This is a genomic window from Enterobacter cloacae complex sp. 372C4 (genome assembly GCF_050030615.1).
GTDB lineage: Bacteria > Pseudomonadota > Gammaproteobacteria > Enterobacterales > Enterobacteriaceae > Enterobacter > Enterobacter intestinihominis.
The window spans coordinates 519,045-532,807 of record NZ_JBLGUQ010000001.1 but is presented as its reverse complement, the minus strand read 5'-3'; the positions used below and the strand labels follow the sequence as shown (position 1 = coordinate 532,807).

General features: G+C 53.0%; 14 protein-coding genes and 4 tRNA genes. 5 read left to right on the top strand and 13 right to left on the bottom strand.

Features of this window, described 5'->3' with window-relative positions; all coding sequences use genetic code 11:
- Positions 1-16 precede the first annotated feature (16 nt).
- The 5 genes from crr to cysZ all read right to left on the bottom strand — a co-directional run bounded on the left by crr (position 17) and on the right by cysZ (position 4,808).
- Positions 17-520, bottom strand: coding sequence for a PTS glucose transporter subunit IIA (gene crr / locus ACQG11_RS02570; protein WP_022648946.1), 504 nt, complete (start codon positions 518-520; stop codon positions 17-19).
- Between the two features lie 43 nt (positions 521-563).
- Positions 564-2,291, bottom strand: coding sequence for a phosphoenolpyruvate-protein phosphotransferase PtsI (gene ptsI, locus ACQG11_RS02565; RefSeq protein ID WP_022648945.1), 1,728 nt, complete (start codon positions 2,289-2,291; stop codon positions 564-566).
- 45 nt (positions 2,292-2,336) lie between these two features.
- Positions 2,337-2,594, bottom strand: coding sequence for a phosphocarrier protein Hpr (gene ptsH, locus ACQG11_RS02560; protein ID WP_000487600.1), 258 nt, complete (start codon positions 2,592-2,594; stop codon positions 2,337-2,339).
- A gap of 317 nt (positions 2,595-2,911) precedes the next feature.
- Entirely contained in the window at positions 2,912-3,883 is a 972-nt protein-coding gene (gene cysK / locus ACQG11_RS02555) for a cysteine synthase A (protein WP_006811453.1), read from the bottom strand.
- A gap of 163 nt (positions 3,884-4,046) precedes the next feature.
- The gene (cysZ, locus tag ACQG11_RS02550; RefSeq protein WP_022648944.1) at positions 4,047-4,808 is read right to left on the bottom strand and encodes a sulfate transporter CysZ; all 762 of its coding nucleotides are present in this window, start codon (positions 4,806-4,808) and stop codon (positions 4,047-4,049) included.
- A 229-nt stretch (positions 4,809-5,037) separates the two neighbouring features.
- Between cysZ and zipA the strand changes: the two genes are divergently transcribed.
- From zipA to ACQG11_RS02535, 3 genes are all read left to right on the top strand, one after another.
- Complete coding sequence (gene zipA, locus ACQG11_RS02545) at positions 5,038-6,039, top strand: cell division protein ZipA (RefSeq protein WP_426728149.1); 1,002 nt, start codon at positions 5,038-5,040, stop codon at positions 6,037-6,039.
- A gap of 68 nt (positions 6,040-6,107) precedes the next feature.
- Positions 6,108-8,123 carry an NAD-dependent DNA ligase LigA gene (ligA, locus tag ACQG11_RS02540; RefSeq protein ID WP_426728148.1) on the top strand — a complete coding sequence of 672 codons (2,016 nt, stop codon included), beginning with the start codon at positions 6,108-6,110 and terminating at the stop codon, positions 8,121-8,123.
- A gap of 1 nt (position 8,124) precedes the next feature.
- On the top strand, positions 8,125-8,340 hold the full coding sequence (locus ACQG11_RS02535; RefSeq protein ID WP_003861328.1) for a DUF3820 family protein: 216 nt from the start codon (positions 8,125-8,127) through the stop codon (positions 8,338-8,340).
- Here ACQG11_RS02535 and ACQG11_RS02530 read toward each other — a convergent pair.
- Positions 8,337-9,332, bottom strand: a complete 996-nt coding sequence (locus ACQG11_RS02530) for a bile acid:sodium symporter family protein (protein ID WP_022648941.1) — start codon at positions 9,330-9,332, stop codon at positions 8,337-8,339. The genes ACQG11_RS02535 and ACQG11_RS02530 overlap by 4 nt on opposite strands.
- Before the next feature lie 89 nt (positions 9,333-9,421).
- On the opposite strand from ACQG11_RS02530, the gene ACQG11_RS02525 reads away from it, so the two are divergent.
- Positions 9,422-10,363, top strand: a complete 942-nt coding sequence (locus tag ACQG11_RS02525; protein WP_032676151.1) for a LysR family transcriptional regulator — start codon at positions 9,422-9,424, stop codon at positions 10,361-10,363.
- Here ACQG11_RS02525 and ACQG11_RS02520 read toward each other — a convergent pair.
- The 5 genes from ACQG11_RS02520 to ACQG11_RS02500 all read right to left on the bottom strand — a co-directional run bounded on the left by ACQG11_RS02520 (position 10,354) and on the right by ACQG11_RS02500 (position 11,210).
- The gene (locus ACQG11_RS02520; RefSeq protein WP_063138119.1) at positions 10,354-10,695 is read right to left on the bottom strand and encodes a FlxA-like family protein; all 342 of its coding nucleotides are present in this window, start codon (positions 10,693-10,695) and stop codon (positions 10,354-10,356) included. The two genes, ACQG11_RS02525 and ACQG11_RS02520, sit on opposite strands and share 10 nt — an antisense overlap.
- Before the next feature lie 137 nt (positions 10,696-10,832).
- Positions 10,833-10,908: transfer RNA gene (locus tag ACQG11_RS02515), tRNA-Lys, on the bottom strand.
- 4 nt (positions 10,909-10,912) lie between these two features.
- Positions 10,913-10,988, bottom strand: a tRNA-Val gene (locus tag ACQG11_RS02510).
- Between the two features lie 29 nt (positions 10,989-11,017).
- Positions 11,018-11,093, bottom strand: a tRNA-Val gene (locus tag ACQG11_RS02505).
- A 41-nt stretch (positions 11,094-11,134) separates the two neighbouring features.
- Positions 11,135-11,210, bottom strand: a tRNA-Val gene (locus ACQG11_RS02500).
- A gap of 258 nt (positions 11,211-11,468) precedes the next feature.
- Here ACQG11_RS02500 and gltX point away from each other — a divergent pair.
- Positions 11,469-12,884, top strand: a complete 1,416-nt coding sequence (gltX, locus tag ACQG11_RS02495) for a glutamate--tRNA ligase (protein ID WP_022648938.1) — start codon at positions 11,469-11,471, stop codon at positions 12,882-12,884.
- 51 nt (positions 12,885-12,935) lie between these two features.
- On the opposite strand, the gene ACQG11_RS02490 is transcribed toward gltX, so the two are convergent.
- Positions 12,936-13,322: a YfeC-like transcriptional regulator gene (locus tag ACQG11_RS02490; RefSeq protein ID WP_063163604.1), complete on the bottom strand. Its 387-nt coding sequence runs from the start codon at positions 13,320-13,322 to the stop codon at positions 12,936-12,938.
- A 1-nt stretch (position 13,323) separates the two neighbouring features.
- Entirely contained in the window at positions 13,324-13,686 is a 363-nt protein-coding gene (locus tag ACQG11_RS02485; RefSeq protein WP_022648936.1) for a YfeC-like transcriptional regulator, read from the bottom strand.
- Between the last annotated feature and the right edge of the window lie 77 nt (positions 13,687-13,763).

Below are 13,763 nucleotides of genomic sequence, written 5' to 3'. Positions count from 1 at the left end.
TACCGTGCGGCAAGAATTACTTCTTGATGCGGATAACCGGGGTTTCACCCACGGTAACGCTGCCAGACAGTTTGATCAGCTCTTTGATTTCGTCCATGTTGGAGATAACAACCGGAGTCAGGGTAGACTTCGCTTTTTCTTCCAGCAGTGGCAGATCGAATTCAATTACAGGGTCGCCAACTTTAACACGCTGGCCTTCTTCCGCGATACGTTTGAAGCCTTCGCCTTTCAGTTCAACGGTGTCGATACCGAAGTGAACGAACAGTTCGATACCGCTATCTGATTCGATAGAGAACGCATGGTTGGTTTCAAAAATCTTACCAATGGTACCGTCAACTGGAGCAACCATTTTGTTGCCAGTTGGTTTGATAGCAATGCCATCACCAACGATTTTCTCAGCAAACACTACATCCGGCACGTCTTCGATATTGACGATCTCGCCGGAGAGCGGAGCAACAATCTCAATAGTTCCGGAGTCGCTATTGCTTTTGTCACCGAACAGTTTACTAAATAAACCCATTAGACTTATCTCCTAAGCAGTAATTTGGGCCGCATCTCGTGGATTAGCAGATTGTTTTTTCTTCAATGAACTTGTTAACCAGCGTCATTAACTCGTCCGTTGTCGGTTGAGCAAGAGCCTGCTCTGCTAATACCTTCGCATCTTCGAAGTTCGTGTTACGGATAATCTTCTTGATGCGCGGGATGGAAATGGCGCTCATAGAGAATTCGTCCAGACCCATACCCAGCAACAGAAGTGTAGCACGTTCGTCGCCTGCAAGCTCACCACACATGCCAGTCCATTTACCTTCTGCATGAGAAGCATCAATAACTTGCTTGATCAAATTCAGTACAGACGGCGACATTGGCTGGTAGAGATGTGAAATCATATCATTACCACGGTCAACTGCCAGGGTGTACTGCGTTAAATCATTGGTACCGATACTAAAGAAATCAACTTCTTTGGCTAAATGACGTGCAATGGTCGCGGCTGCCGGTGTTTCCACCATCACGCCGATCTCGATTGACTCGTCAAATGCTTTACCTTCGTCACGCAGTTCCTGCTTGTAGATTTCAATCTCTTTCTTCAGTGCACGCACTTCTTCAACAGAGATGATCATCGGGAACATGATGCGCAGCTTACCGAAAGCGGATGCACGCAGGATAGCGCGAACCTGGTCACGCAGGATCTCTTTGCGATCCATGGCGATACGTACGGCACGCCAGCCCAGGAACGGGTTCTCTTCTTTCGGGAAGTTCATGTACGGCAGCTCTTTGTCGCCACCGATATCCATGGTGCGGACGATAACGGCCTGCGAGCCGCACGCTTCCGCAACCGCTTTGTACGCTGCAAACTGCTCTTCTTCCGTTGGCAGGGCGTCGCGGTCCATGAACAGGAATTCAGTACGATACAGACCTACACCTTCCGCACCGTTGCGCTCAGCGCCGTCAACGTCACGTACGGTACCGATGTTAGCGCACACTTCAACCTGATGGCCGTCCAGCGTGATGGCTGGCAGATCTTTCAGTTTAGCGAGTTCCGCTTTCTCGGTAGCAACCTGCTCCTGAACGGAACGCAGCTGCTCGATCACATCGTTAGTTGGGTTGACGTAAACCACGTTGTTTACGGCATCCAGAATCAGATAGTCGTCGTTTTTCACCTGCGAGGTGACGCTACCGGTACCCACGATGGCTGGCAGCTCCAGAGAACGCGCCATGATAGAGGTGTGGGAGGTACGTCCACCTGCATCAGTAATGAAACCCAGCACCTTGTTCAGGTTCAGCTGTGCGGTTTCAGACGGGGTCAGGTCAGCGGCAACCAGGATGACTTCGTCCTGAATCGCGCTCAGATCGATGATGGCCAGACCCAGGATGTTGCGCAGCAGGCGCTTACCGATGTCACGTACGTCAGCCGCACGCTCTTTCAGGTATTCATCGTCCAGTTCTTCCAGGGCAGTTGCCTGACCTTCGATAACTTCATGCGCAGCCGCGTCGGCCGTCATGCCTTTATCTTTAATCAGGGCTATGATTTCCTGCTCCAGCTCCTCATCTTCGAGCAGCATAATGTGCCCTTCGAAGATGGCTTCTTTTTCTTCACCGAAAGTTTCGCCAGCTTTAGTTTTAATCGCTTCCAGTTGCGCAGATGCCTTGGCACGACCGCTCAGAAAACGTTCAACTTCCTGATCAACCTTGTCGGCAGAAATTTTTTTCCGGTCAATGACGATTTCGTCTTCTTTCAGCAGCAATGCTTTGCCGAAAGCGATACCCGGGGATGCTAAAATGCCTGAAATCATAACCCTACCTTACTTGTGACTGATATTGAAAAGAACCCGGTAAACTTACTCGAGTTCAGCCATCAGCTTAACCAGATGCTCAACTGCTTTCTGCTCGTCTTCACCTTCAGCGGAGATGGTAACAACGGTACCCTGAGTCAGACCCAGAGTTTGCAGCTTGAACAGGCTTTTTGCGCTAGCGCTTTTGCCGTTGGAAGTCACAGTGATTTCAGAAGTGAAGCCTTTCGCTTCTTTAACAAACTGAGCAGCAGGGCGGGTGTGCAGACCGTTCGGAGCGGTAATGGTAACTTCTTGCTGGAACATTGTATTTCCCCAACTTATAGGTTTAGTGTTGTGGAACTAAAGTCTAGCCTGGCGACTTAACTTTAGCCTGTATAGTTAGCGCTGACGTTTCAATCGTCATTAAACATTATGCAGTGAAAGCAAGACTTGAACCAAATCATAAAATCGATTCAGCAGCGCTATTTCGTTCACCGATTAATTTCGCGCATCAAAATAATTGCTGGTTTAAATACCAGACCCAACGGGGTGAAGCAATGCCAGGAGGGGTAAAACTTTGAAGCAGGCCACAAAAAAGCACCTGAAAAGGTGCTTTTTTACGCGTTTTTAACATACTGGCATCACTGTTGCAGTTCTTTCTCTGTGAACAGATCGGCAAACAGTGCTGTGCTTAAGTAACGCTCACCCGAAGACGGTAGGATAACCACAATATTCTTGTTGGTAAAGGTTTCGTCTTCCAGCAGTTTGAGAGCTGCAGCAACCGCCGCACCGGAAGAGATACCCGCCAGAATGCCTTCCTCGTCCATCAGGCGACGCGCCGTGGAGATGGCTTCTTCATTGGTGATTGCGACCACTTTATCGATCAGCTTCAGATCGAGGTTGCCTGGAATAAAGCCAGCGCCGATACCCTGGATTTTGTGCGGACCTGGTTTGATCTCTTCGCCTGCCAGCGCCTGAGCGATAACCGGAGAGTCGGTTGGCTCAACGGCAACGGTAATCAGATCTTTTTTACCTTTCGTGCCTTTAATATAGCGAGACACCCCGGTCAGCGTACCGCCGGTGCCTACGCCGGAGATAAACACATCAACCTGACCGTCGGTATCTTCCCAGATTTCCGGGCCGGTTGTTTTCTCATGAATTTCCGGGTTGGCCGGGTTGCTGAACTGCTGGAGCAGCAGATACTTTGCAGGATCGCTGGCGACGATTTCTTCGGCCTTCTGAATCGCGCCCTTCATGCCTTTCGCGCCTTCCGTGAGGACCAGATTCGCACCCAACGCTTTCAGCAGCTTACGGCGCTCAATACTCATGGTTTCAGGCATAGTCAGCGTCAGCTTATAGCCGCGCGCCGCCGCAACATAGGCCAGGGCGATACCGGTATTGCCGCTGGTGGGTTCAACCAGCTCAACGCCAGGTTTCAGCACGCCACGCTTTTCAGCATCCCAAATCATATTCGCACCGATACGGCATTTAACGCTGAAGCTTGGGTTACGAGATTCCACCTTCGCCAGAATGCGTCCATTACCGATACGGTTCAGTCGAACCAGGGGCGTATGACCGATAGTCAGCGAGTTGTCTTCATAAATCTTACTCATGGCCTGTCCTTAACTGTATGAAATTGGGATACCGACCCAGCATACCTGTTGAACAGGTATGGGGAAGTAAGGAAATCGCATATCTATATGCTGCAAGGAAATAATGGGGATCAGTATGGAATAAGGGGCGGCATAAGCCACCCCTCTTTTACACATTTTTGCATTACTTCCATAACGCGTGCTTAGCACGGTAGCAGTCCACCCACATCGCCGTCGCGCCGCAAACGGCAACGGGCATGATGAACAGATTCAGGAAAGGGATCATGGTGAACAGGCTGGTAAGGGCACCAAACTGCATATTGGCAACCTTCTGAGTGCGCAGGGCAGTGCGCATCTCTTTAAACGGCACTTTGTGGTTATCGAACGGATAATCACAGTACTGGATAGCAAGCATCCAGGCGCTGAACAGGAACCACAGCACGGGTGCGACCGTCTGGCCGATCCCGGGTACAAAATAAAGGATGAGCAGCACAATCGCCCGCGGCAGGTACCACGCAAACTTCTGCCATTCGCGCTTCATGATGCGGGGGACATCTTTCACGATCCCCAGTACGCCCGTGTCAGGCGGCGCCGCACCGGTCAGGCGCGCTTCCAGCTGTTCGGCCAGCAGACCGTTGAACGGCGCGGCTATCCAGTTAGCTATCGTCGAAAAGAAATAGCCGAAAACCAGCAGCACGGAGATAACCGCAATCGGCCAGAGCAGGTAGTCCAACCACTGTAACCAGTCCGGCACATAGCTCATCAGGGAAGGGATCCAGCTTTCCAGTCTGGTGAACAGCCACCAGAACGCGCCCCCCATCAGAATAATGTTGATCAGTAACGGCAAAACAACGAAGCGTCGAATGCCCGGCAGGGAGACCAGTTTCCAGCCCTGAGAAAAGTACCAGACCCCGCTACGTGGGGCAGAAGAAGATGTTGAAACCATACCAGGCTGTACTCCTTTTTACACAACCAGTGGAATTGCCCGCCTATATTATCCAGTTACGGGCCAATGACCAGTTCGGAAATGTTCGAAAAACCAGCAAAAAGCACGATTTAGTTCATCTTTATGCTGTGAATGCTCTGCATACACTTGCACTTGACGTAAACGGCAAATACTCTTAGTGAGTAAATGTTTGCCGTGGTGGCAAGGTGTTAGAACAACAGAGAATATAATGATGCAGGATTTGCGTCTGATATTAATCATTGTTGGCGCGATCGCCATAATCGCTTTACTGGTACATGGTTTCTGGACCAGCCGTAAAGAGCGTTCCTCTATGTTTCGCGATCGTCCACTGAAGCGCATGAAGTCCAGTCGCGAAGACGATGACGTTGAAGACGACATCGACGGTCTTGACGACGACGGCGTGGGTGAAGTTCGTGTTCATCGGGTCAATACTGCGCCCGGCGCAGCGCATGGAGAGCATGAAGCTCCCCGCGCTCCGCAGCACCAGTATCAACCACCGTATGCCTCTGCCCAGCCGCGCCAGCCAGCGCCGCCGCCAGTGGAAGAACCTGTTCGTTATCCGTCGCAGCAGCCTGTGCAACAGCAGCCCGTTGCGCCACAGCCTGTACAGCAGCAACCTGTGCAACAGCCTGCACAGCCAGTGCATCAGCCACAGCCAGTGCAACAGCCGCAGCCGGTAGAACAACCGCAGCCGCAGCCGCAGCCTGAACCGCCTGCGCCACAGCCCGCTCCGCGCGTTGAGCCAGAGCCGGTTGCAGAGCCAGAACCGGTTGTTGAAAAGCCGCAGCGTAAAGAAGCGGTAATCATCATGAATGTGGCTGCTCATCATGGCACCCATCTGAACGGTGACGTGCTGCTTAACAGCATCCAACAGGCAGGCTTCAAGTTCGGCGACATGAATATTTTCCATCGCCACCTGAGTCCTGACGGCAGCGGTCCGGCGCTGTTCAGCCTGGCCAATATGGTCAATCCAGGCACGTTTGACCCGGAAATGACCGGTGATTTCGTCACGCCTGGGGTTACGATCTTTATGCAGGTGCCGTCCTACGGTGACGAGCTGCAAAACTTTAAGCTGATGCTACAGTCCGCTCAGCACATCGCCGACGAAGTGGGCGGTGTGGTGCTCGACGATCAGCGTCGTATGATGACGCCGCAGAAACTGCGCGAATATCAGGACCGCATCCGCGAAGTTAAGGAAGCTAACGCGTAATCGTCGCGTTTACTTCAACTCCTCCTCAACCCCCGCCTGTCGGGGGTTTTTCTCATTGATGGTGCGATATGGACTCAATCGAACAACAACTTACTGAACTGCGAACCACGCTTCGCCATCATGAATATCTCTATCATGTTATGGACGCACCGGAAGTGCCGGATGCAGAATATGACCGCCTGATGCGTGAACTGCGCGAGCTGGAAGCGCAGCACCCCGAACTGATTACGCCCGATTCCCCAACGCAGCGCGTCGGCGCGGAACCGCTGGGTGCTTTCAGCCAGGTGCGCCACGAAGTGCCGATGCTGTCGCTGGATAACGTGTTTGATGAAGAGAGTTTTCTGGCTTTCAACAAGCGCGTGCAGGATCGCCTGAAGAGCGTCGACAATCTTAGCTGGTGCTGCGAGCTAAAACTGGATGGTCTGGCCGTCAGCATTCTTTATGAGAACGGCGTGATGGTACGTGCCGCAACGCGCGGCGACGGCACCACCGGGGAAGACATCACCACCAATGTGCGCACCATTCGTGCGATCCCGCTGAAGCTGCGTGGCGATAACATTCCTGAGCGGCTGGAAGTGCGCGGGGAAGTTTTCCTTCCGCAGGCGGGGTTTGAGAAGATCAATGAAGAAGCGCGTCGTACCGGGGGTAAAGTGTTTGCAAACCCGCGTAACGCGGCGGCAGGTTCGCTGCGCCAGCTCGATCCGCGTATCACCGCGAAGCGACCGCTTACTTTCTTCTGCTACGGCGTCGGGATCCTGGAAGGCGGTGACCTGCCGGATACCCACCTGGGTCGTTTAATGCAGTTCAAAGAGTGGGGTTTGCCGGTAAGCAACCGCGTGCAGCTTTGCGACTCTGCAGAGGCGGTGCTGGCGTTCTATCACAAGGTTGAAGAAGATCGTCCCACGCTTGGGTTTGATATTGATGGCGTAGTGATCAAGGTTAACTCCCTGGCATTGCAGGAACAGTTGGGTTTTGTTGCCCGGGCGCCACGCTGGGCAGTGGCCTTTAAGTTCCCGGCGCAGGAGCAGATGACCTTCGTTCGCGACGTGGAATTTCAGGTAGGACGTACGGGTGCGATTACGCCTGTGGCGCGTCTGGAGCCTGTGCAGGTGGCTGGCGTGCTGGTCAGTAACGCTACGCTGCATAACGCCGATGAAATTGCCCGTCTGGGGCTGCGAATTGGTGACAAAGTGGTGATTCGCCGCGCGGGCGATGTGATCCCGCAGGTGGTTAACGTAGTGGAATCAGAACGTCCTGCCGATACCCGTGCCATCGAGTTTCCTGCCCATTGTCCGGTATGTGGTTCGGACGTTGAGCGCGTGGAAGGTGAAGCGGTAACGCGCTGTACGGGCGGGTTAATCTGCGGCGCGCAGCGTAAAGAGTCCCTGAAGCACTTTGTCTCCCGCCGGGCGATGGACGTCGACGGAATGGGTGACAAGATCATCGACCAGTTAGTTGAGAAAGAGTATGTCCATACGCCAGCGGACCTCTTTACCCTGACGGCAGGTAAGCTGACCGGTCTTGATCGTATGGGGCCGAAATCTGCCCAGAACGTGGTCAATGCGCTTGAGGCGGCCAAAAATACTACCTTTGCCCGTTTCCTTTACGCGCTAGGCATTCGTGAAGTCGGAGAGGCGACGGCGGCAGGGCTGGCGGCGTATTTCGGCACGCTGGAGGCTCTTGAGAAAGCCACCATCGACGAACTACAGAAAGTCCCTGACGTTGGTATAGTGGTCGCTACCCACGTCTTCAACTTCTTCGCCGAAGAGAGCAACCGTGAAGTGATCGGTAAATTACTGGAACAGGGCATTCACTGGCCCGCACCGGTAGTGGTTAATGCAGAAGAGATCGACAGCCCGTTTGCCGGTAAAACGGTGGTGCTGACCGGCAGTCTGAGTCAGCTTTCACGCGATGACGCGAAAGCGCGCCTGGTGGCGCTTGGGGCAAAAGTGGCGGGAAGCGTGTCAAAGAAAACCGACCTGGTGATCGCCGGGGAAGCGGCCGGTTCGAAGCTGGCAAAAGCGCAGGAGCTCGGCATCGAGGTGATCGATGAAGCGGAAATGATGCGCCTGTTAGGAGAGTGATGTGGAAAAAGAGCAGCTCGTTGAGATCGCCAATACGGAGATGCCGTTCGGTAAATATAAGGGCCGCAGGCTGATTGATTTACCGGAAGAATATCTGCTGTGGTTTGCCCGTAAGGATGAGTTTCCTGCCGGGCGTCTTGGCGAGCTGATGGCTATCACATTACTGATCAAAACAGAGGGGCTGACCCAGCTGGTGCAGCCCCTGAAACGTCCTTAAACTTTCGCGGCGCGGGTCTCTTCCTGCGCCAGCTTTTCAGTCTGTGCCTTGTAACGCCGCGCCAGTACCGCACACACCATCAGCTGGATCTGATGGAAAATCATCAGCGGCAGTACCATCATCCCAATGACCGACGTCGGGAACAGAATATTGGCCATCGGGATCCCGTTGGCCAGGCTCTTTTTCGATCCACAGAATACGATGGTGATTTCATCGGCCTTATTGAAGCCGCATTTGCGGGCCACAAAGACGTTAACCGCGATCACAATTGTCAGCAGAACAATGCTTACCACCACAATAAACAGCAGCGATCCTGCGCCCACCCTGTGCCAGATGCCGTTCACCACGGCTTCGCTGAAGGCCGTGTAAACCACCAGCAGAATGGAGCTTTGGTCCGTTTTCCCGATCCATTTTTTGTGTTTCGCCACAAACGCCCCAATCCAGGGGCGGGATAAGTGTCCGAGCACAAACGGCAGTAGCAGTTGCAGACAAATTTTACCCACCTGCTCCAGATTACCTTCTGCACCATGCATGTTCATCAGCAGACCGACCAGCAGCGGTGAAACAAAGATCCCGAGCAGGCTGGAAGCCGAAGCAGAACATACCGCCGCCGCGACGTTGCCGCCCGCCAGCGAGGTAAAGGCAATAGCAGACTGCACGGTGGCCGGCAAAATGCACAGATAAAGGAAACCGGTATAGAGTGCCGGATCGACATTCACCGGCGCCCACCAGGCAAACAGCACGCCCAGAACAGGGAAGAGGATAAAGGTGCTGCACATTACCCAGAGGTGCAGTCGCCAGTGGCTACCGCCTGCAATAATGGCTTCCCGGGAGAGTTTGGCGCCATGCATAAAGAACAACAGGGCAATGGCTGCCGTGGTCAGCCCTTCAATGACCGGAACGAAACCGCCCCGCGCCGGGAAGAACGAGGCCAGCAAGACGACACCAATCAGGGTCAGCGTAAACGGATCAAGGATACGAAAAAGTTTCATAATCACTCCTGAAAACAGATGCCGCTATTGTGCTTTCTTCCCTTTGAGAAATAAAATTGATTTATTGCATCCATTCATGAATTAAATAGATGAATTATTCACTACGTCAGCTTCGTGTTTTCGTCACCGTCGCGCAGGCCCACAGCTTCAGTCGGGCAGGGGAGATGATTGGCCTCAGCCAGTCGGCGGTGAGCCATAGCGTGAAAGAGCTGGAAACTCAAACCGGCGTGAAACTGCTCGACCGCACGACGCGCGAAGTGGTGCTCACCGAAGCGGGACATCAGCTGGCAACGCGTCTGGAAAGGCTGCTGGATGAACTGAACAGTACGCTGAGGGACGTCGGACGGCTTGGACAACAGCTTTCCGGTACCGTGAGAGTGGCGGCGAGCCAGACGATTTCGGCGCATCTTATTCCCCAATGCATCGCTGAAAGTAATCACCGCTATCCGGATATCGATTTTGTTTTGCACGACAGGCCGCAGCAGTGGGTACTGGAAAGTATTCGTCAGGGGGATGTAGATTTCGGGATTGTTATCGATCCCGGAGCGGTAAGCGACCTGGAATGTGAAGTGGTACTCTCGGAACCCTTTTTATTGCTCTGCCGCGATGATGATCCTCTGGCATCGCTGTCGCAGGTGGCCTGGCAAGCCTTACAGGGGGCAAACCTGGTGTTACAGGATTATGCATCAGGTAGCCGCCCGCTGATAGATGCCGCACTGGCCGCACAGGGCGTAAAGGCAACCATTGTGCAGGAGATTGGGCATCCTGCCACGCTCTTCCCGATGGTCGAAGCGGGGATTGGCATCAGCGTTCTGCCTGCGCTGGCGCTGCCACTGCCGCAAGGAAGTCGTTTAACGGTGAAGCGTTTCCTGCCCTGCATTGAACGCCAGCTGATGCTGGTACGCCGTAAAAACAGGTCTCTTTCCGGAGCGGCTCATGCCTGCTGGGATGTGGTGCGTATGCAGGCCAGGCGTCTGATGGAGGCCCGCACGCGCGATCCACTTTTTAACGAAACCAATGATCAGATATAGATATCAATCTGATGTTCTGCGGAGGGTTTATTGACGCCTTCCGCCACGGCCTGACCGTTTTCCTGTTTTGGCATCGCCTCTTCTGCCTGCTGACGCTGCAATTGCGCCAGCTGTGCCTGCAACATAGCCAGCTGAGATTCGAGCAATTCTTGCTGCTTTTGCTTTTCTTCCGCTGTGGCATCACCCATGGCGACTTCTTTAAGTTGCTGAGTGACTTTCGTTATCTGTTTGGTCAGACGGGTGATCTGGGAAGCAATGTCGTTTCCGCCGGAGCTGTTATCTACGCTGCCGATTTCCATCGCCGACAGAGAAACGGGCTTAAGAGTTGTCATATTGAGATCCTTTTCGCCATAAAATAGAGGTATCGGCAAAGAAGGCGTGAGCTTGAGTAAAACAAGCGGTTTGGCTGCAATGGGGATGTGCTATATCGCAGATAGCAAAAAAGCGCCTTTAGGGCGCTTTTTTACATTGGTGGGTCGTGCAGGATTCGAACCTGCGACCAATTGATTAAAAGTCAACTGCTCTACCAACTGAGCTAACGACCCGAAATGGTGGGCGATGACGGGCTCGAACCGCCGACCCCCTCCGTGTAAAGGAGATGCTCTACCAACTGAGCTAATCGCCCATTTCGGAACTGCTACGATAAGGTGAGAATGGTGGGCGATGACGGGCTCGAACCGCCGACCCCCTCCGTGTAAAGGAGATGCTCTACCAACTGAGCTAATCGCCCAATCTCAATTCTTATCTACACTGCGAGTCTACCGAAGTAGATGGTGGGTGATGACGGGCTCGAACCGCCGACCCCCTCCGTGTAAAGGAGATGCTCTACCAACTGAGCTAATCACCCCCGCTGTGTGGAGTCGCATTATAGGGAGAGTTGAAAATGAGTCAACGCATTTTCTAAAGTTTTTATTCGTTCGTCGTAAAATTAGTCAAAACGATCGCAAAACGGACTGTGGTGCATGATTTCTAAACAAAAACAGCAATCTCGAACCGGATAAAGTGATCGACATTGAGGAATCGGCCCACAGTGATAGAATATTGCCCATTGTTTTCTTCCCAGGATTTGCCGATTACCGGCATCTTTATAACGTAAGGCCATTTCATGAAAATCAAAACTCGCTTCGCGCCGAGCCCGACAGGCTATCTGCATGTCGGTGGTGCACGTACTGCTCTCTACTCCTGGCTTTTCGCACGCCACAACAAAGGTGAGTTTGTGCTGCGTATTGAAGACACCGACCTGGAGCGCTCAACGCCGGAAGCAATTGAAGCCATTATGGATGGGATGAACTGGCTGAATCTGGAGTGGGACGAAGGCCCATACTTCCAGACCAAACGTTTTGACCGCTATAACGCCGTAATTGACGAGATGCTGGTCGCAGGCACGGCCTATAAGTGTTACTGCTCAAGGGAGCGTCTGGATGCGCTGCGCGAAGAGCAAATGGCAAAAGGCGAAAAACCGCGTTATGACGGTCGTTGCCGTCATGACCACAGCGAGCATGCTGCTGATGAGCCTTGCGTAGTGCGTTTTGCTAACCCGCAGGATGGCTCTGTTATCTTTGATGACCAGATCCGTGGCCCGATCGAATTCAGCAACCAGGAGCTGGATGACCTCATCATTCGTCGTACTGACGGCTCGCCAACCTATAACTTCTGCGTGGTTGTGGACGACTGGGATATGGAAATCACTCACGTGATCCGTGGTGAAGACCATATCAATAACACCCCGCGTCAGATCAACATTCTGAAAGCGCTGAACGCGCCTGTACCGGTGTATGCGCACGTATCGATGATCAACGGTGACGACGGTAAAAAGCTGTCCAAACGTCATGGCGCGGTGAGCGTGATGCAGTACCGTGATGACGGCTATCTGCCGGAAGCGCTACTGAACTATCTGGTGCGTCTGGGCTGGGCTCATGGTGACCAGGAGATCTTCAGCCGCGAAGAGATGATCGAGCTTTTCTCTCTGAACTCGGTAAGCAAATCAGCCAGCGCGTTCAACACTGACAAACTGCTGTGGCTGAACCATCACTACATCAATACCATGCAGCCAGAGTATGTGGCGACTTATCTGCAATGGCACATTGAGCAGGCAAACATCGATACCCGTACGGGCCCTGAACTGGCGGATCTGGTGAAGCTGCTTGGCGAGCGTTGCAAAACGCTGAAAGAGATCGCCGAGAGCTGCCGCTACTTTTATGAAGAGTTTGACGCGTTCGACGCCGATGCGGCCAAGAAACACCTGCGTCCGGTTGCGCGTCAGCCGCTGGAAGTGGTGCGAGATAAACTCGAAGCCATTACCGAATGGACTGCAGAAAATGTTCACCACGCGATTCAGGCAACCGCTGATGAGTTGGAAATTGGCATGGGTAAAGTCGGTATGCCGCTGCGCGTTGCGGTGACGGGGGCAGGCCAGTCTCCGGCGCTGGACGTGACCGTTCATGCCATTGGCAAATCACGTAGCGTTGCGCGTATCAACAAGGCGCTGGGCTTTATTGCTGAGCGCGAAAGCCAGCAGTAATGCTCGTGAAATACAAATAACGGCAGGGTTACCTGCCGTTTTTTATGTCTGTTATTCAGCAATACCAAGACGCGTGAGAAAACCCTGCAAACCTTCGCGAGCGAGCAGCTTGTGCAAACGTTCCTGTTCGACAGTTGTCATGTTTTCCAGCGAGTCGATAATTTGTGGAAGCAGGCTGGATGAGGTCGCCACGCAATAGAGTGAAGGGCTTTCTGCCACATGGTAAACAGCCCGACTGTTACGAATGGCGGGAAGGCTAATGATGTGCTCCTTAACGTGCGCATCAATACATATCACCCTCGCTCTTCCGCCTTTTACACCGTTGATACCCTCCGTTTTCCATCCTTTCTGTCGTATCCAGCGATTAACGGTTTGTCGGGCGACGCCCAGACTGTCCGCCAGCTCTTCCGTGGTCATTTTGCTGCGTAATCTTTTCATATTAGCGTTGGTCGCGAATCCCTAAGCGTTGTAACAATCCGGTAATCCCTTCCCGCAGTAACAGAGATGTCATCTGCTTTTGCTCATCCGGCGTCATTTCATTCGCCAGCGTCAGGAGCAGGGCGTGAAGCGAGCCTTCGTGGTACGCCTTTTCTGGCATTTCCGGCGACTCTGTTACCCTGCGTGCGCTGCGAATAAAGTCGCGCACTTTTTCATTGACGTGTACCAGACGCGCCTTGCCGCCCTGAACGCCTGGTTTTGGCGATGTAATCCAACCCTCTTTGCGTACCCATTTATTGATGGTCTGTCGGCTATAGCCAGTCAGCAGGGCTAACTCTTCTGGCGTCATTCGTTCCTTGATCATACAATTTCCTGAATATCTGTGGGGTTAATTAGTGGTTCATTTTATAGCACCGTTTTACGTGAAAACGTGACAAGCTT

What these genes read in the sequence shown, in the direction of transcription:
- ptsH (WP_000487600.1), bottom strand. Translation starts at nt 2,594, where the DNA reads ATGTTCCAGCAAGAAGTTACCATTACCGCTCCGAACGGTCTGCACACC.
- cysZ (WP_022648944.1), bottom strand. Translation starts at nt 4,808, where the DNA reads ATGGTTTCAACATCTTCTTCTGCCCCACGTAGCGGGGTCTGGTACTTT.
- cysK (WP_006811453.1), bottom strand. Translation starts at nt 3,883, where the DNA reads ATGAGTAAGATTTATGAAGACAACTCGCTGACTATCGGTCATACGCCC.
- ACQG11_RS02490 (WP_063163604.1), bottom strand. Translation starts at nt 13,322, where the DNA reads ATGAAAAGATTACGCAGCAAAATGACCACGGAAGAGCTGGCGGACAGT.
- ACQG11_RS02485 (WP_022648936.1), bottom strand. Translation starts at nt 13,686, where the DNA reads ATGATCAAGGAACGAATGACGCCAGAAGAGTTAGCCCTGCTGACTGGC.
- gltX (WP_022648938.1), top strand. Translation starts at nt 11,469, where the DNA reads ATGAAAATCAAAACTCGCTTCGCGCCGAGCCCGACAGGCTATCTGCAT.
- ligA (WP_426728148.1), top strand. Translation starts at nt 6,108, where the DNA reads ATGGACTCAATCGAACAACAACTTACTGAACTGCGAACCACGCTTCGC.
- ACQG11_RS02530 (WP_022648941.1), bottom strand. Translation starts at nt 9,332, where the DNA reads ATGAAACTTTTTCGTATCCTTGATCCGTTTACGCTGACCCTGATTGGT.
- ptsI (WP_022648945.1), bottom strand. Translation starts at nt 2,291, where the DNA reads ATGATTTCAGGCATTTTAGCATCCCCGGGTATCGCTTTCGGCAAAGCA.
- zipA (WP_426728149.1), top strand. Translation starts at nt 5,038, where the DNA reads ATGATGCAGGATTTGCGTCTGATATTAATCATTGTTGGCGCGATCGCC.
- ACQG11_RS02525 (WP_032676151.1), top strand. Translation starts at nt 9,422, where the DNA reads ATGAATTATTCACTACGTCAGCTTCGTGTTTTCGTCACCGTCGCGCAG.
- crr (WP_022648946.1), bottom strand. Translation starts at nt 520, where the DNA reads ATGGGTTTATTTAGTAAACTGTTCGGTGACAAAAGCAATAGCGACTCC.
- ACQG11_RS02520 (WP_063138119.1), bottom strand. Translation starts at nt 10,695, where the DNA reads ATGACAACTCTTAAGCCCGTTTCTCTGTCGGCGATGGAAATCGGCAGC.